The 18,404-nt window shown below is 61.9% G+C and carries 22 protein-coding genes; 6 read left to right on the top strand and 16 right to left on the bottom strand.

The window, feature by feature from the left end; genetic code table 11:
- Nucleotides 1–2 precede the first annotated feature (2 nt).
- From KHO31_RS19125 to KHO31_RS19115, 3 genes are all read right to left on the bottom strand, one after another.
- Nucleotides 3–1,112 carry a COX15/CtaA family protein gene (locus tag KHO31_RS19125; RefSeq protein ID WP_211620442.1) on the bottom strand — a complete coding sequence of 370 codons (1,110 nt, stop codon included), beginning with the start codon at nucleotides 1,110–1,112 and terminating at the stop codon, nucleotides 3–5.
- Between the two features lie 22 nt (nucleotides 1,113–1,134).
- Complete coding sequence (locus tag KHO31_RS19120) at nucleotides 1,135–1,797, bottom strand: SCO family protein (protein ID WP_211623931.1); 663 nt, start codon at nucleotides 1,795–1,797, stop codon at nucleotides 1,135–1,137.
- 72 nt (nucleotides 1,798–1,869) lie between these two features.
- Nucleotides 1,870–2,586 carry an SURF1 family protein gene (locus tag KHO31_RS19115; protein WP_211623929.1) on the bottom strand — a complete coding sequence of 239 codons (717 nt, stop codon included), beginning with the start codon at nucleotides 2,584–2,586 and terminating at the stop codon, nucleotides 1,870–1,872.
- Between the two features lie 111 nt (nucleotides 2,587–2,697).
- Between KHO31_RS19115 and KHO31_RS19110 the strand changes: the two genes are divergently transcribed.
- On the top strand, nucleotides 2,698–2,907 hold the full coding sequence (locus KHO31_RS19110) for a twin transmembrane helix small protein (protein WP_007179452.1): 210 nt from the start codon (nucleotides 2,698–2,700) through the stop codon (nucleotides 2,905–2,907).
- 185 nt (nucleotides 2,908–3,092) lie between these two features.
- Here the strand turns inward: KHO31_RS19110 and KHO31_RS19105 are convergent, their stop codons facing one another.
- From KHO31_RS19105 to KHO31_RS19070, 8 genes are all read right to left on the bottom strand, one after another.
- Nucleotides 3,093–3,950 (bottom strand): cytochrome c oxidase subunit 3, encoded by an 858-nt coding sequence (locus tag KHO31_RS19105; RefSeq protein ID WP_201072265.1) that lies wholly within the window; start codon nucleotides 3,948–3,950, stop codon nucleotides 3,093–3,095.
- Between the two features lie 132 nt (nucleotides 3,951–4,082).
- Nucleotides 4,083–4,292, bottom strand: coding sequence for a DUF2970 domain-containing protein (locus KHO31_RS19100; RefSeq protein ID WP_201072263.1), 210 nt, complete (start codon nucleotides 4,290–4,292; stop codon nucleotides 4,083–4,085).
- Nucleotides 4,293–4,325: 33 nt separating this feature from the next.
- The gene (locus tag KHO31_RS19095; protein ID WP_201107884.1) at nucleotides 4,326–4,940 is read right to left on the bottom strand and encodes a cytochrome c oxidase assembly protein; all 615 of its coding nucleotides are present in this window, start codon (nucleotides 4,938–4,940) and stop codon (nucleotides 4,326–4,328) included.
- Between the two features lie 49 nt (nucleotides 4,941–4,989).
- Complete coding sequence (locus KHO31_RS19090; protein WP_211607278.1) at nucleotides 4,990–5,124, bottom strand: cytochrome oxidase small assembly protein; 135 nt, start codon at nucleotides 5,122–5,124, stop codon at nucleotides 4,990–4,992.
- Between the two features lie 108 nt (nucleotides 5,125–5,232).
- Nucleotides 5,233–6,846 (bottom strand): cytochrome c oxidase subunit I, encoded by a 1,614-nt coding sequence (ctaD, locus tag KHO31_RS19085; RefSeq protein ID WP_201072259.1) that lies wholly within the window; start codon nucleotides 6,844–6,846, stop codon nucleotides 5,233–5,235.
- Between the two features lie 44 nt (nucleotides 6,847–6,890).
- A complete protein-coding gene (coxB, locus tag KHO31_RS19080; protein WP_201072257.1) occupies nucleotides 6,891–8,531 on the bottom strand; it encodes a cytochrome c oxidase subunit II in 1,641 nt (546 codons plus the stop codon).
- Nucleotides 8,532–8,597: 66 nt separating this feature from the next.
- A complete protein-coding gene (locus KHO31_RS19075; protein WP_201072255.1) occupies nucleotides 8,598–9,071 on the bottom strand; it encodes a DUF2244 domain-containing protein in 474 nt (157 codons plus the stop codon).
- Between the two features lie 311 nt (nucleotides 9,072–9,382).
- A complete protein-coding gene (locus KHO31_RS19070; RefSeq protein WP_201107885.1) occupies nucleotides 9,383–10,348 on the bottom strand; it encodes a methyltransferase domain-containing protein in 966 nt (321 codons plus the stop codon).
- A gap of 84 nt (nucleotides 10,349–10,432) precedes the next feature.
- Between KHO31_RS19070 and KHO31_RS19065 the strand changes: the two genes are divergently transcribed.
- Nucleotides 10,433–11,227, top strand: coding sequence for a ComF family protein (locus KHO31_RS19065; RefSeq protein WP_211623927.1), 795 nt, complete (start codon nucleotides 10,433–10,435; stop codon nucleotides 11,225–11,227).
- A gap of 18 nt (nucleotides 11,228–11,245) precedes the next feature.
- On the top strand, nucleotides 11,246–11,716 hold the full coding sequence (gene trmL, locus KHO31_RS19060) for a tRNA (uridine(34)/cytosine(34)/5-carboxymethylaminomethyluridine(34)-2'-O)-methyltransferase TrmL (RefSeq protein WP_201107887.1): 471 nt from the start codon (nucleotides 11,246–11,248) through the stop codon (nucleotides 11,714–11,716).
- Here the strand turns inward: trmL and KHO31_RS19055 are convergent.
- From KHO31_RS19055 to KHO31_RS19035, 5 genes are all read right to left on the bottom strand, one after another.
- Nucleotides 11,689–12,237, bottom strand: coding sequence for an O-acetyl-ADP-ribose deacetylase (locus tag KHO31_RS19055; RefSeq protein WP_201072247.1), 549 nt, complete (start codon nucleotides 12,235–12,237; stop codon nucleotides 11,689–11,691). The two genes, trmL and KHO31_RS19055, sit on opposite strands and share 28 nt — an antisense overlap.
- A gap of 95 nt (nucleotides 12,238–12,332) precedes the next feature.
- Nucleotides 12,333–13,331: an NAD(P)H-dependent glycerol-3-phosphate dehydrogenase gene (locus tag KHO31_RS19050; protein ID WP_201072245.1), complete on the bottom strand. Its 999-nt coding sequence runs from the start codon at nucleotides 13,329–13,331 to the stop codon at nucleotides 12,333–12,335.
- 21 nt (nucleotides 13,332–13,352) lie between these two features.
- Nucleotides 13,353–13,823, bottom strand: coding sequence for a protein-export chaperone SecB (gene secB, locus KHO31_RS19045; protein WP_054035743.1), 471 nt, complete (start codon nucleotides 13,821–13,823; stop codon nucleotides 13,353–13,355).
- A gap of 163 nt (nucleotides 13,824–13,986) precedes the next feature.
- Nucleotides 13,987–14,247, bottom strand: a complete 261-nt coding sequence (grxC, locus tag KHO31_RS19040; protein ID WP_028199035.1) for a glutaredoxin 3 — start codon at nucleotides 14,245–14,247, stop codon at nucleotides 13,987–13,989.
- Nucleotides 14,244–14,669: a rhodanese-like domain-containing protein gene (locus KHO31_RS19035; protein ID WP_054035864.1), complete on the bottom strand. Its 426-nt coding sequence runs from the start codon at nucleotides 14,667–14,669 to the stop codon at nucleotides 14,244–14,246. The genes grxC and KHO31_RS19035 overlap by 4 nt, the downstream gene beginning before the upstream one ends.
- Nucleotides 14,670–14,806: 137 nt before the next feature.
- Here KHO31_RS19035 and gpmA point away from each other — a divergent pair, with 137 nt between their 5' ends.
- From gpmA to KHO31_RS19020, 3 genes are all read left to right on the top strand, one after another.
- Entirely contained in the window at nucleotides 14,807–15,553 is a 747-nt protein-coding gene (gpmA, locus tag KHO31_RS19030) for a 2,3-diphosphoglycerate-dependent phosphoglycerate mutase (RefSeq protein WP_201072243.1), read from the top strand.
- Nucleotides 15,554–15,857: 304 nt separating this feature from the next.
- Nucleotides 15,858–17,435 (top strand): S41 family peptidase, encoded by a 1,578-nt coding sequence (locus KHO31_RS19025; protein ID WP_201072242.1) that lies wholly within the window; start codon nucleotides 15,858–15,860, stop codon nucleotides 17,433–17,435.
- Nucleotides 17,436–17,605: 170 nt separating this feature from the next.
- The gene (locus tag KHO31_RS19020; RefSeq protein ID WP_201072241.1) at nucleotides 17,606–18,364 is read left to right on the top strand and encodes a HesA/MoeB/ThiF family protein; all 759 of its coding nucleotides are present in this window, start codon (nucleotides 17,606–17,608) and stop codon (nucleotides 18,362–18,364) included.
- Nucleotides 18,365–18,404: the final 40 nt, after the last annotated feature.

Below are 18,404 nucleotides of genomic sequence, written 5' to 3'. Positions count from 1 at the left end.
GGTCACGCTGGCGCGGCATCGCGCGCAGGCAACACGGCGCGGCCGGGACGGCTATAAGCGATCCGAAAGTTTAACATAACGAGCAGAAGCAGCAGGATTGCGGCCCCCCCGTTATGCGCGACCGCAATGGGCAACGGCCATTGCAGGACGATGTTCGACAGGCCGGTGATGAACTGGATCAACACCACCAGCAACACGCCGTTCGCCGGCCGCCGCAGCGACTCGAAACGGCGCAGTTTCAGCGCGAACCACGCGAGATAAGCGACCACGACGATCGCGAATGTGCGGTGGGTCCAGTGGATGGCGACCAGCGCATCTTGCGTAATCATCTCGCCGTCACCGGTCATACCGAGCGCGCGCCACAGGTGAAAACCGTGCGCGAAGTCCATCGGCGGAACCCATTGGCCGTTGCAAGTCGGGAAGTCCGTGCAGGCGAGCACGGCGTAGTTGGTGCTGACCCAACCGCCCAAAGCGATCTGAACGACCAGCAGCACGAGACCGGCAATCGCCGCCGCGCGCCAGCGCGCGGCTTCGGGCTCATAAGCCGGCAGCGGTGTTTGGCGCGCGGCCAGCCAGCCGAGCGTGCCAAGCAACGCGAGACCGAGCAGTAAATGGGTCGTCACGATGACCGGTTGCAGCTTCATGGTCACGGTCCACGCACCGAACGCGCCCTGCACGAGAATCAGCAGCAGCAGCGAAGTCGGCCACCACGGCGACACGTGCAGCGGACGCCGCTTGATACGGGCCGTCCAGGCAATCAAGGTCTGCGCGATGATCAGCACGCCGATCGCCATTGCGAAGTAACGGTGAATCATCTCGATCCAGGCCTTGGTCATGCTGACCGGCCCGGTGGGCATCAATTGATGCGCGGCGCTAATCGCGGCGTGCGCGATGAACGGCGACGACGTGCCGTAGCAGCCCGGCCAGTCCGGGCAGCCGAGACCGGAGTCGGTGAGGCGCGTGAAGCCACCGAACATCACCAGATCGAGCGTCAGGAAAGTGGTGAGCCACACCAGCTTGCGGAATTTGTTGTCGTCGGCCTTGACCCACACATAGGACAGCGGCAACAACGCGATACACAAGCCGATCAGGGCCAGTTGCAATACGAACATCTTTCTTACCCTTGTTGCGACATCAGCCGATGCTCGACCATTTGAGCAGCTTGGTCACGTCGACCTTGATCTTGCTGGGGTTCGGATCTTTGGGGAAACGCATCATCAGATTGCCGTTCGGATCGACCATGTAAATGTGGTCGGTGAGTTTGGTGCCGGCGTCGGTCGGCAGCCATGCGGACACCTGTGCCGGATCAGCGATCAGCATGTCGGTGTCGGGGTAGGCCTTTTGTATCACGTCGGACACGTTGCCTGCATCGGTGCGCAGCCACACTTCGACGACGCGCTCGCGTTCCGGGCCCTGAGCTGCGCGGATTTGTCGCATGAAATACAGTTTGGTGGCGCAGGCTTTGTCGCATGCGCTGTTGTCGACGGAGATCATCAGCCAGCGGCCTCGCAGCGACGCGAGCTTGAGCGGTTTGCCGTCTTCACCCGTGACGACGAGCGAGTCGGGAATCGGCCGCTGTGGTTCGACCAGCGTGCCGTAGCTCGTGCTGCCGCCGGTCGGCTTGACCACGTAATAAACGAAATACGACACAGCAATCGGTGCAGCGCAGATGATCGCCAGCAATAGCAGCATCCAGCGGCCGCGCTTCCACGAGCCCTCGCCATTGGGTTGACCAGGCATCACTTTCGGAGCTGCGGGTTTGCCGGCTTGCGGCGAACGGGGGGATTGCGTCGACACTACAGGACCTCTTTCAATGATTGCGCGGCTTCGAGGCCCCTGTTCGGGGTACGAGAAACCGCGGGTGATGCGTTATGCGCCAGGCGCGTGCTCTTTCTTCGCGGCGCGGCGCGCGGCATACAGGCCAAAGGCGAGGGCCGCGGCCGCCATGCCCCACCACTGGAACATGTAGCCGTAGTTGGTTTCGACACCGGTGGTAGGCGCCGGCCAGTCACGCACCAGTTTGTCGCCGTCGTCGCTCAATTGCTGAATCACGAACGATTGCAACGGCAGCCCGGTTTCCGCAGCGTAGACCGCCGTATCCAGATTCTGACGGATCGTCTGATGCGCGGCCGATCCGCCCTGCCCTAACTCGAAAGCACGCGAGGCATCGGCACGCGCAATGCCTTCAATCTCGACCTCGCCTTGCGGCGTCGCGTACGGTGCGATGGTCTCGCGATTGTTCATGTTGCGCGGCAACCAGCCGCGATTGACCAACACGTAACCGCCGTCGGCCAGTTTAAAAGGCATCACGACGTAAAAGCCCGGCTGATCGTTATACGGGCGATTATCCAGATAGACGACTTTATCCGCGACGAAACTGCCGCGCGCCTTCACGCGATGGAATTCGATGTCCTTCAGGTCGACCGGCGTAGCGGTTACCGGCTGCGCGGGCGCGTCTTCGAACTGCGTGATGTGCGCCTGAAGCGCTTCCTTCTGATGCGCACGATCGCGCTGCCAGAAACCAAGCCGCACCGTCACCACGATGACCAACAGAATCAACAGCGCGGGAACCAGGCGGAACTTCATCGGACGAGCTCCAGAACGGCTTGTGGCATCGTCTGGAACGTACGGCAGACGCCTGCGCGCAGTGCGATAATAAACGTCTTGCCTCTGCGCTTCCTGGTTTCAGTTGGTTCCATGCACATTCTCGTTCCCATCGCCTTCGTCCTGATCATCGCCAGCATGGTGTCGGCGCTGTATTTCATGATGCATGACAAGGGCAAAACCAAGCGGATGGTCTGGTCGCTCGCCACGCGGGTGGGCCTCTCGATCTCGCTGTTCCTGTTCATCCTGTTCGCTCACTGGATGGGTTGGATTCAGTCGACCGGTATTCCTTACGGGCGTTGAGCTCGGCGGAAAAAACTTCACGTCACCACACTCACCAAACAAAACGCCGCCCTGACAGGGTCGAGGGCGGCGCTGCATAACTTGCGTACTGCTCGTGCGCCGCGCCCTTGGCAGGCGATGCGCGAAGGGCCTGCGCACATTCCGGAAACCAGCCGGTTTCCAGCACGTATGCAGGCCAGACTGCGTTACAGCCAGTACACGACGATGTACAGCCCGAGCCACACCACGTCCACAAAGTGCCAGTACCACGCGGCGCCTTCGAACGCAAAGTGATGTTCCGCCGTGAAGTGGCCGCGGATCATCCGCACCAGCACCACGGCCAGCATCGTGCCGCCGAGGAACACGTGGAAACCGTGGAAGCCCGTCAGCAGGAAGAACGTCGAACCGTACACGCCCGAGGCCAGCGTCAGGTTGAGTTCGTTGTAGGCGTGGAAATACTCGAAGCCTTGCAGGAACAGGAAGCAGACGCCGAGCACGAGTGTAGCTGCCAGCCAGATGATCGCCTTCTTGCGATGATCTTCACGCAGCGCATGGTGCGAAACCGTCAACGTAGCGCCCGACGACAGCAGCAGCGCCGTGTTGATAGTCGGCACCGGCCACGGCTGCATCGACTTGAAGGTCGAGACCAGCGCCGCAGGACCGTTGTTCGGCCACACCGCCGAGAAATCCGGCCAGATCAGCTTGTAGTCGAGACTGCCAAGCTGGTGCAGCGCGATTTCACGTGCATAGAAGAGCGCGCCGAAGAAAGCACCGAAGAACATCACTTCGGAGAAGATGAACCAGCTCATGCTCCAGCGGTACGACTTGTCGACATTCTTGCCGTACATGCCGCCTTCCGACTCGGCGATCGCGTCGCCGAACCAATGCCACAAGGTATAGAGCAGCCACAGCAGACCCACTGCGACGCCGAGCGGCGCCCAGTCATGGTCGTTGATCCATGCCGCAAGCGATCCGAGCATGACCAGCAACCCGGCAGCGGCGCTGATCGGATGCCGCGACGGATGCGGCACGAAATAGTACGGGCTCTCGTTTTGACCGCTCATTCTTGATTCTCCACTTCAGTCCAGTTGTCCCGGAATCTCCGGCTGTATCTTCGGCGGCGCGTCGATACCGCACCGCTTCACTCTAATTCGTGGGCTTTGCTTCGCCCTGTACTACCCGTAAGCCTGACCGCTTCAGCCCACCACCGCGCGCACGATCAGGACCAGCACGCCGATGAAGATGGCCGCACTGATCAATGCCGCCGCGATCACATGCAGCGGATTCAACTGCGTGGCGTCCGCTTCCAGATCGCGACGCTTGCGCACCCCGAAAAACGACCAGAACACGGCTTTCATCGACTGGCCAAAACTGCTCTTGCGCGGGCCGCCGCTGTTATCGCTCATTACGTCTTCTTCCTTCGCCCACGGCTAAAACCGTCAGGCGGGATTGGCGGTGGTTGCCGCCGTATTGGCCGTGGGTGCTGCACTCCCGGCCGTCGCCGCTGCCGGCGTATTCAACTCAAAGAATGTGTACGACAACGTGATCGTTTTCACATCCTTCGGCAACTTCGGGTCGACGACAAACACCACCGGCAACCGCTTTGTCTGATTTGCAGTCAACGTCTGCTGCGTAAAGCAAAAACACTCGATCTTCTTGAAGTACTCGGTTGCCTGCTTCGGCGCGTAGCTCGGAATGGCTTGCGCCTGAATCGTGCGCGCCTGTTCGTTGCTGACCTCGTACATCACTGTTGTCACTTCGCCCGGATGCACGTCGAGACTGCGCTGCTCCGGCTTGAAACCCAACGGGCCGCGCGCGTTCGCATCGAATTCGATCGAAATCGTGCGACTCATGTCGACCTGCGTATTCTTCGCCTCGCGCGCCGTGGCATCACGCTGCACGAGGTTGTTAATGCCGGTGATCTGGCAGATCGCGCGGTACATCGGCACCAGCGCAAAACCAAAACCGAACATCATCAATGCGACGATGAACAGCTTGATCAGCATCGAACGGTTAAAAGAGCGATCGGCCTGAGCCGGCGGTTGCGTCGACATCTCAATCCTCAACAATCCTGCACACAGACTCGAACCACCGCGTACCGCGTCAGGTGAACCACTTCTGATGAATGATGACGCTCGCAAAAAAAGCCGCGGCGATGACAAACATCACGATACCGATCCGCCGGTTGCCCGCGCGAACCTGCTCGGGCGTACGTCTTTCTTGAGGATTGCGCGTCATGCTCGACTTTCTGAATACTTTCGTGACTACATGGGTGCCGCCACTGCTGGAGTGACAGCCCGGTTCCGGCAATGTGCCGCCGGAACCGGCAACCTCACTGAACGCCGATTATTCGACGGTCGGCGGGTTTTCGAACGTGTGGAACGGAGCCGGGCTCGGCACGGTCCATTCGAGGCCCGTTGCGCCGTCCCACGGCTTGTCGCCAGCCTTTTCAAGTTCGCCGCCGCCACGGTAGGCCGGAAGTGCAACCGCGAACAGGAAGTAAACCTGCGCCAGACCGAAGCCGAACGCGCCGATCGAGATGACCTGGTTCCAGTCCGTGAACTGTGCCGGGTAGTCAGCGTAGCGACGCGGCATACCTGCGAGACCAACGAAGTGCATCGGCAGGAACGCGAGATTGAAGAAGAACATCGACGCCCAGAAGTGGATCTTGCCGCGCGTTTCGTTGTACATCCAGCCGGTCCACTTCGGCGCCCAGTAGTACCACCCGGAGAACAGCGCGAAGAGCGAACCCGCAACCAGCACGTAGTGGAAGTGCGCCACCACAAAATAAGTACCGTGATACTGGATGTCGAGCGGCGCCATAGCGAGCATCAGGCCCGACAGACCGCCGAACGTGAACACCAGCAGGAAGCCGACCGCGAACAGCATAGGCGTTTCGAAGGACAGCGAACCGCGCCACATCGTCGCGACCCAGTTGAACACCTTCACACCCGTCGGCACGGCGATCAGCATCGTCGCGTACATGAAGAACAGTTGGCCGGTCACCGGCATGCCGGTCGCGAACATGTGGTGCGCCCAGACCATGAACGACAGAATCGCGATCGACGAGGTTGCGTACACCATCGAGCTATAGCCGAACAGCGGCTTGCGCGAGAATGCCGGGATCACCTGTGACACGATCCCGAACGCCGGCAAGATCATGATGTACACCTCGGGGTGCCCGAAGAACCAGAAAATATGCTGGTACATCACCGGGTCGCCGCCGCCTGCCGCATTGAAGAACGACGTGCCGAAGTGGCGATCGAACAGCACCATGGTGATCGCGCCGGCCAGAACCGGCATCACGGCGATCAGCAGGTACGCGGTGATCAGCCACGTCCAGACGAACATCGGCATCTTCATCAGCGTAAGGCCAGGTGCGCGCATGTTCAGGATCGTCACGACGATGTTGATCCCGCCCATGATCGACGAAGCGCCCATCAAGTGGATCGCGAAAATCGCGAAGTCCATGCCCGGGCCCATCTGCGTCGACAGCGGCGCGTACAGCGTCCAGCCCGCGGCGGTCGCGCCGCCAGGTGCGAAGAACGAACCGACCAGCAACACTGCGGCCACCGGCAGCAGCCAGAAGCTGAAGTTGTTCATCCGCGCAAAAGCCATGTCCGATGCGCCGATCTGCAGCGGCACCATCCAGTTCGCGAAGCCGACGAAGGCGGGCATGATCGCGCCGAACACCATGATCAGGCCGTGCATGGTGGTCAACTGGTTGAAGAACTCGGGGCGCATGATCTGCAGACCCGGTTCGAACAGTTCGGCACGGATCATCAGCGCCATCACGCCCCCGGAGAGGAACATGGTGAACGAGAAGATCAGGTACAGCGTACCGATGTCCTTGTGGTTGGTTGCGAACAGCCAACGACGCCAGCCATGCGGCGTTTCGTGGGCATGGTCGCCGTGCACGTGCTCGTGGCCCGCGACTACATCGTGTCCGATGCTAGACATGACAATCTCCTAATGCGAATTCTGCGGTGCTGACCATGAACACGTCAGGCAGCCGGGCTGATCTGGACACGCCGGGCTTCTTTCGCGTCGGTGCCGCCCGTGATCGTTTCCGGCTTCTTCAAAATGATGTGGTCTTCGGCAATGCCGGCTGCTTTCAGCGCATCACGCACAGCTTCAGCACGCGTCTTCGCAAGCTTCGCGTTGACTTCGGCTGAACCGGTAGCGTCGGTGAAGCCCGACAGCGTGAACTTTGCGTCCGGGTGCGCTTTCGCGTAGGCCGCGGCCGCGTCGACCGCTGCTTTCGCGTCGGCCGGCAGTGTGCTCTTGCCGGTCTCGAAGTAGACGTTTGCAGGCAATGCCGCTGCCTGCGATGCTGCCGCGCTGTCCGAACCGGCTGCAGCCGCTTCAGCACCCGATGCACCCGACGCTGCCGCTGCGCCCGAAGCCGCTTCCGCGCCGCTCGCTGCTGCGCCTGCGTCGGCCAGATGATTGCCGCCTTCCGGCAGCTTGCCGTTGCGCGCATCCAGCACTTGCTTCGGCTGGAGAATGTCGCCGGTGTGGTTGCCCCACGAATTACGTTCGTACGTGATGACCGATGCGATTTCCACGTCGTTCAGCGTCGGCGCCCACGACGGCATCGCGTTCTTGCCCTTCAGCACCAGGCTCACGTGCTCGGCGATCGGGCCGTTGGCGATCTTGCTGCCGTCCAGCGCCGGGAATACGCCTGCGCCCTTGCCGGTCGGCTGGTGGCAGACCGCGCAGTTCGATGCGTACACCTTGCCGCCGCGCTCCATCAGCTCGGCCATCGTGTAGGTCTTGTTCGGATCGTCCTGGCCAGCGGCCATTTTCTGCTTCTGCGTGTCGACCCACTTCGCGTAGTCGTCTGCCGACAGCACTTCGACCACCACCGGCATGAACGCGTGTTCCTTGCCGCACAGTTCGGTACAGAAGCCGCGGAACGTGCCGGTCTTGTCAGCCTTGAACCACGTGTCGCGCACGAAACCCGGAATCGCATCCTGCTTCACGCCGAAAGCCGGAACGTACCAGGAGTGGACCACGTCGTTCGCGGTGGTGATGATGCGGATTTTCTTGTCGACCGGGACGACGAGCGGGTTGTCGACTTCCTGCAGATACGTGGTGGAAATCGGCTCGCGGCCATCGGTTTCCGCACGCGGCGTGGCCAGCGTGGACAGGAAGCTGATGCCCTCACCCGGCCCCTTCACGTAGTCGTAGCCCCACTTCCACTGGTAGCCGGTAACCTTGATGGTGACGTCGGCGTTCGTGGTGTCCTTCATCGCGACGACAGTCTTGGTGGCGGGGAGCGCCATCAGCACGACGATGATGAACGGCACGATCGTCCAGATGATTTCGACGGTGGTGCTTTCGTGGAAATTCGAAGCCTTGTGACCTTTCGATTTGCGATGGGCAAAGATCGAATAGAACATCACGCCGAACACGCCGACGAAGATCACCAGGCAAAGAACCAACATGAACATGTGGAGGCTGAAGAGCTCCTCAGCGATTTTCGTCGCAGGCGGCTGGAGATTGATCTCGTTGACGGCAGGGCCGCCCGGAACATCGCCCACTGCCAGGGCGGCACCGGCGAAAAGCAGTCCGCTCATCGCCAGCACGCCCATGAGGGCTCGCTTGATTGTTTTCATAGCTTCCTTACCCAAAATTTCCATTCAAACCCTCGACCCCGCTGGCAGGCTGTCTCGCGCTCCCCGTGAACGCCGCGCGTCTCAACACGTCTAACAACGCGTGAGCCACATACGCAATTCGCCTGCGAACTGCGCGCGCCGATACTGCGCGAGATGTTGCCCGATCATGATCGTCTGGCCGCGCGAGACCAGCTTGATCTGGTCACGCGGCGTTGCGCCCGGTTCGATCCGCACCCAGCGCGGATTGAATTCGAACTGCGTGAGCCGCTCGGCGCTGACCTGCTCGATCACGAGCCGGTTCTGAAACAGCCGGACGCGCTCGTAATCGACAGCATGACGCGCATATATGGCAAACGCGATGCCCACCGCCAGCAATTCGATACCGGTGAACGGCAACACCAGCCAGGTGCCGACCAGAACCAGCATGAAAGCAATTGCCAACGAGAACAACGCAAGCGACACGTAGAAACATACAAACTGCTGCGGCGATATTGAACAGTTGCGCTTCATCGTCCAGTCTTTCAGAACTGGTTCTGAATCCGCCAGCAGATCTGATGCTTCCATCGCTGCCTCCTGCCGACCGTCACCAACGCCGCCTGCGGCCATTGCTCGCGACCGCCGAACGGCCACTCAATCACCGCCGCGTCACTTCATGTTGCAGCCCTGTGCCTCGGGCCCGCCGCCCCAAATGTGGGAACTCCGGGCGACAAACTGACGCATTATAGGCGCGATCCATAGCATCCACAAGCAAGCCTCAATCGGCTCACAAGCCAGGTGCGACAAGCCTCCGCGCCGTTTTGACGCAGCTTTCGCGCGTCTTTTGAAGTGGTAATTTCAGACATAACAGATGTCCTCTTTACCACTTCGGTGATTCCTCACCGACTCCTCGACGAACCTCGTCCGATATCCTCGATCCGCACGATCCCATGACCTTCAGCCGTGGTGCGCGGCACGGCTTTCCAGGCGTGGCCGTAGATCACTTCGAAGGTCAGCGCAATCGTGCCGTCGGCACGCCGGCGGGCTTCGAGCGCCGCCAACAAAGCCTTGTGCAGCCTACGCGCTACGGCATTCGAGGTGGCCTCGCGTTCGAACGGATAAGCGCCCCAGCGGCGCACGTCCGTGAGCAGCGACTCGGGCGACTTATACGTAATAGTGAGCGTCTCCTGGTCCATCACTGGAATCTCGAAACCGCTCTCGACCAGCATGTCGCCAAGATCATGCATATCGACGAAATCGATCACATGCTTGCGCGAAGCGACGCCGTGCGCGGCCTCCACCTCCGCGTAGGCACCACGCAATTCCTTCAGCGAATCGGGACCGAGCGTGCTGAACATCAGCAGGCCGTTTACTTTCAGCACCCGTTGCCACTCAGGAAACACGAGATCGGGGCGCGAGTGCCAGTGCAAGGCGAGATTCGACCAGATGAATTCGAAGGCGCCGGCCGCGAACGGGAGTGCCGAGAAGTCGGCCTGCGCGAAACGCGGACCACGGGCGCCGAGCGCCTTGCCGAGCGTTGCCGGCAGAAAACGCCGCCAGCTCGTGTCGCCGGAATCGTGACGCAGCGCGCGCGCGAGCATCCCATGCGACAAGTCGGTGCCGAACACCGGCGCCTCGGGAAAGCGTTCACGCAATGCGGGGATGTCTTCGCCCGCGCCGCAACCGGCGTCGAGCACGCTTGCCGGCGCGACCTTGATGTAGTCGAGGCGCTCGCGCATGCGCTGCGCGATTTCGCGCGGCAGGAACGCGACGTTGTCGAAGGTCGCTGCGCGGCGGTCGAAAATCTGCCTGAGGCGCCGGGAATCATAGGCCGGACGGCCAGATTGAGACGAAGTTGGGGGCATGGGTGTCGTACTGGCGTAGAGCACGAAGTATACTCGCTCGCTTCCTCCCATTCAGCGTGAAAGGCCTTCGCGGGCGGTCCAATCATGCCATTCCGAAAAAATTCTTCATCTCCCGGCGGCTCGAACGCACGTTTTGCACGTTTCACGCGCGGCCTGTATTCGGCATGGCCGCATGTGATGCACGCTGCGCTGCCGAACCTGTGCGCGCTCTGCGGCAATTTGTCGCATAAGACGTTGTGTGCCGGCTGCGATGAATCGTATTGGAACGAAGGCAGGTTGCGCTGCACGGTGTGCGCGGTTCCCTTGTCCCGAAAGCGCTGGGCGGGCCAGGCGCAATATCGCTGTGCGGATTGCATCGGCGAGCCGCCGCCGTTCGAGGCGACTTTTGCGCTCGCCGATTACCGCCAGCCGCTCGACGCCCTGGCGCTCGGCCTCAAATTCCGCGCCCGGCTGATGCTGGCGCGCGAGTTCGCGCAACGTCTTGCTCGTCTCGCGGGGGATTCATGGGTAGACGCATCCGAAAAACCCGATGTGCTCGCGCCCGTGCCGCTGGCCCGCCAACGTCTCATCGAGCGCGGCTACAACCAGGCCTGGCAAATTGCCAGGCCCATGGCCCGCGCGCTGAACGTGCGCAGCGACGCCACCTTGCTGCGTCGGGTGATCCACACCGCGCCGCAATCGCGGCTCGATCTGGACGCGCGCCGGTTGAACGTGGGCCGCGCATTCGAGGTCGCCAAACCGGTGCAAGGTCTGCATGTCGGCATCGTCGACGATGTAATGACGACCGGTGCGACGCTCGAAGCGCTGGCGCGTACGCTTAAAGCCGCCGGTGCGCGACGGGTCACCAACTTCGTCGCCCTGCGCACGCCGAAAAACTAGTCTCTACTTGGTCTCATCATGTTCAATGTCGTTCTCGTCGAACCGGAAATCCCGCCGAACACCGGCAACGTCATCCGCCTGTGCGCCAATACCGGCGCGCGACTGCATCTGATCGAGCCGCTCGGCTTTCCACTCGACGACGCCAAGTTGCGCCGCGCCGGACTCGACTACCACGAGTACGCGCAGATGAACGTGCACGCCGATTGGGCAGCATTCGTCGCCAAGGAAGCCCCCGATCCAGCGCGCATGTTCGCCTTCACCACCCGTGGCTCGGGCCGGTTTCACGAGCATGCGTTTCAATTCGGCGACTGGTTCGTGTTCGGCGCCGAAACGCGCGGCCTGCCTGACGCGGTGCTCGATCAATTCGCCAACGAGCAGCGCGTGCGTCTGCCGATGCGGCCGGGCAACCGCAGCCTGAACCTCTCGAATACGGTCGCCGTGGTCGTGTTCGAAGCGTGGCGTCAGACTGGCTTCGACGGCGGCGCCTGACGGCGTTCCAATTCGGCTTCGTAAAGCGCGAGCATGGCGTCGTCGAAACACGCGAACACCACGCGCTCGATCTTCGGCGTACGCGGCAAGGTTTCGAGTACGGTGCCGACGGCAATCCGCACCGCCTCGTCAGCGGGAAAATGGTAGATGCCGCAACTAATCGCGGGAAACGCAATGCTCGTGCAATGCGCCTGATGCGCCACCTCGAGCGAGCGCTGATAACAGGAAGCGAGCAGATCGGCCTCGCCATGCGCACCGCCCCGCCACACCGGTCCGACTGCGTGAATCACATGTTTGGCCGGCAAGCGGTAGCCGGCGGTGATCTTTGCGTCGCCAGTCGCGCAGCCGCCGAGCGCCTCGCATTCATGCACCAATTCCCTGCCGGCCGCGCGGTGAATCGCGCCGTCCACACCGCCCCCGCCCAATAACGAAGTATTCGCGGCGTTAACGATCGCGTCCACGGCAAGTGTCGTGATGTCGACCGCGCGCGCTTCCAGGGTGCAATGGTTGAAACTGAGCATGAAAAACCTCGCTGGACCGGAGCGTCGATAAGACGTGGACAGCGATGGCAGGCAGCCGTTCAGCGCGTTTGCGCCGAACGGCTGAAAGACGAGACTTATTCTGCTTTCGAATCGCGCCGCAGCAAGGCACTGACGGCGTCGCGGGGCGCCACACCGTCGAATAGCACGGCGCAAACCGCCTGCGTGATCGGCATCTCGATCGCATGAGCGCGGGCGATCGCCAGTACAGCTTGCGCACAACGCACGCCTTCGGCCACGTGACCGAGGCCGCCGAGAATATCGTCGAGCGTACGGCCCGCAGCGAGCTGCACGCCGACCGTACGATTGCGCGACAGATCGCCCGTGGCGGTCAGGATCAGATCGCCGAGGCCGGTCAAACCGGTAAACGTCTCCGCCCGTCCGCCGAGCGTCACGCCCAGGCGCGACATTTCAGCGAGACCACGCGTAATCAGCGCCGCACGGGCATTGAGACCGAGGCCGAGGCCATCGGAAATCCCCGTGGCGATCGCCAGCACGTTCTTCACCGCGCCGCCCACTTCCACGCCGACGATATCGTCGCCGGTATAGATGCGCATGGCGCCATGATGAAACGCGGCAACCGTGCGCTCGCGGCACGTCAATGAGGTACTCGCGATCGTCAACGCGACCGGCAAACCCTGCCCGACTTCGCGCGCGAAGCTTGGGCCCGACAGCACGCCGTTACTGCCATGCCCCGGCAGTTCAGCCGCGACCACCTGATGCGGCAGCAACTGCGAGTCGGCTTCGAAACCTTTGCACAACCACACCACATGCGCCGGCACTTTGCCCGCGTCGTGCATCGCCCGGAACAGCGCCCGCAGACCGGCGACGGGCGTCGCCACGACGCATAACGCATCGTCGGCGAGCGCATGGTCGAGCGCTGCGCTCAGATCGGCTTCATAGCGAAGGGACGGCGGCAAAGCAACGCCCGCCAGATAGCGGGCGTTTTCGTGCGAAGCGGAGAGATCGGCGATGAGCGCGGGTTCACGCGCCCACAGCACCGTGTCGTGCCGTGCGGCCAGATGGCCGGCGAGGGCTGTGCCCCATGCACCGGCGCCGAGGACAGCGACCTTCATAGCCGGCACCGAACGGACGCGTTAATGCGTGACGCCGTTTTGCGCCGCGCCTTCCTGGCCGCCCATTTGCGCGAGACGTTGCTCGTACAGCGCCTGGAAGTTGATCTCGGCGAGGTGGATCGGCGGGAAGCCTGCGCGGGTGATCGCGTCGGCGATGTTCGAGCGCAGGTACGGGAACAGGATCGTCGGGCATGCAATGCCGACCAGCGGATCGATCTGCTCAGCCGGAATGTTGCGGATGTCGAAAATGCCGGCTTGCTTGGCTTCGATCAGGAACGCAACCTTGTCCGACACCTTGGCCGTGACCGTGCCTGTCACGAGGATTTCGAACACGGTGTCGGCGAGGCGCTCGGCCTTCACGTCGACTTCGACTTCGACCGACGGCATTTCCTGCTCGAGGAAGATGCCCGGCGAATTCGGCTGCTCGAGCGACATGTCCTTCAGATAGATGCGCTGGATGTTGAAGAACGGCTGGTTATTCTCGTCGGACATGATTGAATGATTCCCTGATAGGTATGCATGGCGGCGGCCCATGGCTCCACGGGCCGCCAGATCGTTGCGGCGCATCGCCTGCCCTCGAAGGTGTCCTTGAAGGGCCAGCATGCGCCGACTTGTATTTCACCTGCCTCATTCACGCGCCGGACGGCGCGCGGATTCAGGCAGCTTCGAGCAGAGGCATCAAACCGCCCGCGCGATCGAGCGCGGAGAGGTCATCGTACCCGCCGACATGCGTCTCGCCGATGAACACCTGCGGCACGGTACGGCGACCGGTCCGGGTCATCATTTCTTCACGACGTGCCGGATCCTTGTCGATCAGTACCTTTTCAACGTGCTCGACGCCGCGCGACTTTAAAAGACGTTCGGCCATCTGGCAATACGGGCACACCTGGGTGCTATACATGATCACTTTGTTCACTTGGCTGCTCCTTGCTTCACAACCGGCATACCGGCTTTCTGCCAGGCGTCGACACCGCCTTCGAGAACATGGACTTCCGCGTATCCGGCATCTTGCACGATACGCGCTGCCTTGTTCGACTGCTGGCCGGTCTGGCATACCAGCAGCACCGGGTTGCTCTTGTTCTTCACGAGTTGCGCGACTTTCGCCTGCAACTCTGCAAATTCAAGGTGCCGTGCCGCGGGCAGATGGCCCTTGGCAAAGTCGGCGGACGGGCGCAGATCGATGACCGCCGCATTGCGCCGGTTGATCAGTTGGGTCGCCTCAGCGGCCGACAGGCCCCCGCGGCCACGCCGGCTGATCGTCGGCCACAGCAGCAACCCACCGGAGATGAGGACGATTGCGATCAGTACAAGGTTTGTGTAATCAGTGAAAAACTTCACGGAAAATCCGCCGAAAAAGAGAGAAATCGAAAAGGGCAATCCACCCATTATAAAATAACCGTCTGACGCGATGGCGACGCTCCTCTAGAGGACCCTCGCAACGCTTTACCGCTTCCTTACTACCGACCGGCAATCTCATGTACAAACTCGTTCTCATCCGCCACGGCGAATCGACGTGGAACAAGGAAAACCGCTTCACTGGCTGGGTCGACGTCGACCTGACCGAAAAAGGCAATCATGAAGCGCAACAAGCGGGCGTGCTGCTGAAGGAATCGGGCTACACCTTCGATATCGCCTACACGTCGGTGCTCAAGCGCGCGATCCGCACCTTGTGGCACGTGCAGGACCAGATGGATCTGATGTATCTGCCGGTGGTGCATTCGTGGCGTCTGAACGAACGCCATTACGGCGCGCTGTCGGGCCTGAACAAGGCGGAAACCGCCGCGAAGTTCGGCGACGAACAGGTGCTGGTCTGGCGCCGCAGCTACGACACGCCGCCGCCAGCGCTCGATCCGTCGGACGACCGCGCGCCCTACAGCGATCCGCGCTATGCCAAGGTGCCGCGCGAACAATTGCCGCTCACCGAGTGCCTGAAGGATACCGTCGCGCGCGTTCTGCCGTTGTGGAACGAGTCGATTGCGCCGGCCATCAAGTCGGGCCGCAAGGTCGTGATCGCCGCGCACGGCAACTCGATCCGCGCCATGGTGAAGTACCTCGACAACGTTTCGGACACGGACATCGTCGGCCTGAATATCCCGAACGGCGTGCCGCTCGTCTATGAGCTCGACGAAAACCTGAAGCCGATCAAAAGCTACTATCTGGGCGACCAGGACGCGATCGCGAAGGCGCAAGCCGCTGTTGCCAAGCAAGGCAAGGCGGGCTAAGCCCACCCTCGAGCCGCAGCCCTGCGTGAACAATGCAGCAGGGTTGCGGCAAACGGGCCGCGCCGACCGGCAAGACGCACGGGCCGGCGTGGCCCGCATCTCCCGCGCGCGCCTTGGCGGCCGCCATCCGACTGTTACCGCACATTACTTCACCACCGCCGCGCCGATCTCACGAACCAGGGCCGGCCCGCGCTGTCGAATCACGATTGCCTGTGCTGCGCCCTGACTGGGCGGGTGTGCAGTTATACTTGTCCGTCCCCATCTCTATCGACGCTGCCACGCGCTTCCGACCGCAACAGACTCTATGCGAAAGAACCTGAAAAATATCGGCCTGATTGCCGCGGGCCTTGCTACCGGCGTATTTGCCACCCTGCAACTCTCCGCCTCGGCCCAGCAACCCGCCAGCGCCGCCTCGAGCGCCGTTGCACCGTTGCCGCTGGACCAACTCCGGCTCTTTGCCGAAGTCTTCGGGCAAATCAAGCATGAGTACGTCGAACCGGTCGACGACAAGAAGCTCCTCACCGCCGCGATCAAGGGCATGGTGTCGAGCCTCGACCCGCACTCGTCGTATCTCGACAAGACCGATTACGAAGAACTGCAGGAGCAGACCAAGGGTCGCTTCGCGGGTCTCGGCATCGAAATTTCGTCTGAAGACGGCCTGATCAAGGTGATCTCGCCGATTGAAGACACGCCTGCATTCCGCGCCGGCATCCGTCCGGGCGACCTGATCACCCGCATCAACGACAAACCCGTGCGCGGCATGACGCTCGATCAGGCCGTCAAGCAGATGCGCGGCGATCCGGGCACCAAGGTCACGCTGACCATCTTCCGCAAGACCGACGACCGCACGTTCCCGCTCACGGTGACGCGCGCGATCATCAAGGTCCAGTCGGTCAAGATGAAGATCCTGGCGCCGGGCTACGCGTATATCCGCATTACCAGCTTCCAGGAACGCACCACGCCTGATCTGGCCGCCAAACTGCAAGACATCGCGCGTCAACAGCCGAACCTGAAGGGTCTCGTGCTCGATCTGCGCAATAACGGCGGCGGTCTGCTGCAAAGCGCGGTCGGCGTGGCCGGTGCGTTCCTGCCGGCGGATTCGGTGGTGGTGTCCACCAATGGCCAGATTCCGGATTCGAAACAGGTCTATCGCGACACGTACGATAACTACCGCCTGCAATCGTTCGACAGCGATCCGCTGAAAGACGAAGCACCGATCTTCAAGACGGTGCCGATGATCGTGTTGACCAACGCCTACTCGGCGTCGGCTTCGGAAATCGTTGCGGGCGCGCTGCAGGATCAGCATCGTGCGCTGATCGTCGGCAAGACCACCTTCGGCAAGGGTTCGGTGCAAACCGTCCGCCCAATGACGGCGGACACGGCACTGCGTCTGACCACGGCGTACTACTACACGCCGAGCGGCCGTTCGATCCAGAACAAGGGCATCCGTCCTGACATTGCGGTCGATCAGTATGCGGAAGGCGATCCGGACGACGCACTGGTTACCCGCGAAGTCGACTACTCGAACCACCTTGCGAACACGCAGGATCCGAACGAGAAGAAGGAAGCGGATCAGCGCGAACAGGAGCGCATGGACCAACTGCGCCAGCTTGAAGAGCAGAACGACAAGAAGACGCCGGAACAGCGTCAGAAGGATCGTGAGCGCAAGCCGGTCGAGTTCGGTTCGACCGACGACTTCATGCTGCAACAGGCGCTGAACAAGCTGGAAGGCAAGCCGGTTATGGAATCGAAGTCGCTGACCGAGCGGCGTCTGGCGCAGAACAAGCCGGCAACGTCGGCGTCCGCGCCGGTCGCCGTGAAGCCGACGCAACCGGTGCCGGGCGCATCGGTCCCGGCCTCGGCGCCTGCTCAAAGCAACTAAGCAGCAAAACCCTACGTGTCTTCGCAGCAGCTTCGGGCTGCGAAGACACGCGGCAATACCCCGCACGAATACCCGCCCTCCGCGCGATTAAAATAAGCACGACGAAAACGCGCAGTTGTAGGCTGTCCGGGTCCTACATCTCATTGCGCGATATCTTTCACGCGCCCGCCATGAACGACGATCAACTGCTCCGCTATTCCCGCCACATCCTCGTCGACGAAATCGGCATCGAGGCGCAACAGCGCTTTATCGACGCGCACGCGATCATCGTCGGCGCGGGCGGCCTGGGCTCGCCTGCGGCGATGTATCTGGCGGCGGCAGGCGTCGGCCGCTTGACGCTGGTCGACGCCGATACGGTCGACCTGACCAATCTGCAGCGGCAGATTCTGCATGTGACCGCATCGGTCGGGCGCAAGAAAGTGGAGTCCGGACGCGACGCGATCGCCCAGATCAATCCTGAGGTCGTGGTGAACGCGGTCGCCGAACGCGTCGACGATGCGTGGCTCGATCGCGAGGTGCCGCACGCCACAGTCGTGCTCGACTGCAGCGATAACTTCGCCACGCGCCACGCGATCAATCGGGCGTGCGTGAAACACGGTGTGCCGCTGGTGTCAGGCGCGGCACTGCGCTTCGACGGCCAGATCAGCACCTTCGATTTCCGCGATGAAGCGTCGCCCTGCTACGCCTGCCTGTTTCCGGAAGACCAGCCGTTCGAGGAAGTCGCATGCTCGACCATGGGCGTGTTCGCGCCCACCGTTGGCATCATCGGTTCGATGCAAGCGGCGGAAGCATTGAAAGTAATCGGCGAAATCGGCACGCCGCTGGTGGGCCGCCTCACAATGCTCGATTCGTTGCGAATGGAATGGAACACGATGCGCATTGCGCGCCAGCCGGATTGCCCGGTATGCGGGCAACGGCATCAGGTCTGAGCCGAGGCAAGACGGTGAAAAAAACGCCGCACATAGTGTG

The organism is Paraburkholderia domus (assembly GCF_905220705.1).
In the GTDB taxonomy this organism is placed as follows: domain Bacteria; phylum Pseudomonadota; class Gammaproteobacteria; order Burkholderiales; family Burkholderiaceae; genus Paraburkholderia; species Paraburkholderia domus.
Note: the sequence above shows the minus strand (reverse complement) of the source record. Positions and strands in the feature narration are given on the sequence as shown.

What these genes read in the sequence shown, in the direction of transcription:
- trmL (WP_201107887.1), top strand. Translation starts at nt 11,246, where the DNA reads ATGTTCAATGTCGTTCTCGTCGAACCGGAAATCCCGCCGAACACCGGC.
- KHO31_RS19020 (WP_201072241.1), top strand. Translation starts at nt 17,606, where the DNA reads ATGAACGACGATCAACTGCTCCGCTATTCCCGCCACATCCTCGTCGAC.
- KHO31_RS19075 (WP_201072255.1), bottom strand. Translation starts at nt 9,071, where the DNA reads ATGGAAGCATCAGATCTGCTGGCGGATTCAGAACCAGTTCTGAAAGAC.
- KHO31_RS19095 (WP_201107884.1), bottom strand. Translation starts at nt 4,940, where the DNA reads ATGTCGACGCAACCGCCGGCTCAGGCCGATCGCTCTTTTAACCGTTCG.
- secB (WP_054035743.1), bottom strand. Translation starts at nt 13,823, where the DNA reads ATGTCCGACGAGAATAACCAGCCGTTCTTCAACATCCAGCGCATCTAT.
- KHO31_RS19105 (WP_201072265.1), bottom strand. Translation starts at nt 3,950, where the DNA reads ATGAGCGGTCAAAACGAGAGCCCGTACTATTTCGTGCCGCATCCGTCG.
- KHO31_RS19070 (WP_201107885.1), bottom strand. Translation starts at nt 10,348, where the DNA reads ATGCCCCCAACTTCGTCTCAATCTGGCCGTCCGGCCTATGATTCCCGG.
- gpmA (WP_201072243.1), top strand. Translation starts at nt 14,807, where the DNA reads ATGTACAAACTCGTTCTCATCCGCCACGGCGAATCGACGTGGAACAAG.
- coxB (WP_201072257.1), bottom strand. Translation starts at nt 8,531, where the DNA reads ATGGAAATTTTGGGTAAGGAAGCTATGAAAACAATCAAGCGAGCCCTC.
- KHO31_RS19110 (WP_007179452.1), top strand. Translation starts at nt 2,698, where the DNA reads ATGCACATTCTCGTTCCCATCGCCTTCGTCCTGATCATCGCCAGCATG.
- ctaD (WP_201072259.1), bottom strand. Translation starts at nt 6,846, where the DNA reads ATGTCTAGCATCGGACACGATGTAGTCGCGGGCCACGAGCACGTGCAC.
- KHO31_RS19100 (WP_201072263.1), bottom strand. Translation starts at nt 4,292, where the DNA reads ATGAGCGATAACAGCGGCGGCCCGCGCAAGAGCAGTTTTGGCCAGTCG.
- KHO31_RS19050 (WP_201072245.1), bottom strand. Translation starts at nt 13,331, where the DNA reads ATGAAGGTCGCTGTCCTCGGCGCCGGTGCATGGGGCACAGCCCTCGCC.
- KHO31_RS19055 (WP_201072247.1), bottom strand. Translation starts at nt 12,237, where the DNA reads ATGCTCAGTTTCAACCATTGCACCCTGGAAGCGCGCGCGGTCGACATC.
- KHO31_RS19115 (WP_211623929.1), bottom strand. Translation starts at nt 2,586, where the DNA reads ATGAAGTTCCGCCTGGTTCCCGCGCTGTTGATTCTGTTGGTCATCGTG.
- KHO31_RS19025 (WP_201072242.1), top strand. Translation starts at nt 15,858, where the DNA reads ATGCGAAAGAACCTGAAAAATATCGGCCTGATTGCCGCGGGCCTTGCT.
- KHO31_RS19065 (WP_211623927.1), top strand. Translation starts at nt 10,433, where the DNA reads ATGCCATTCCGAAAAAATTCTTCATCTCCCGGCGGCTCGAACGCACGT.
- KHO31_RS19090 (WP_211607278.1), bottom strand. Translation starts at nt 5,124, where the DNA reads ATGACGCGCAATCCTCAAGAAAGACGTACGCCCGAGCAGGTTCGCGCG.
- KHO31_RS19125 (WP_211620442.1), bottom strand. Translation starts at nt 1,112, where the DNA reads ATGTTCGTATTGCAACTGGCCCTGATCGGCTTGTGTATCGCGTTGTTG.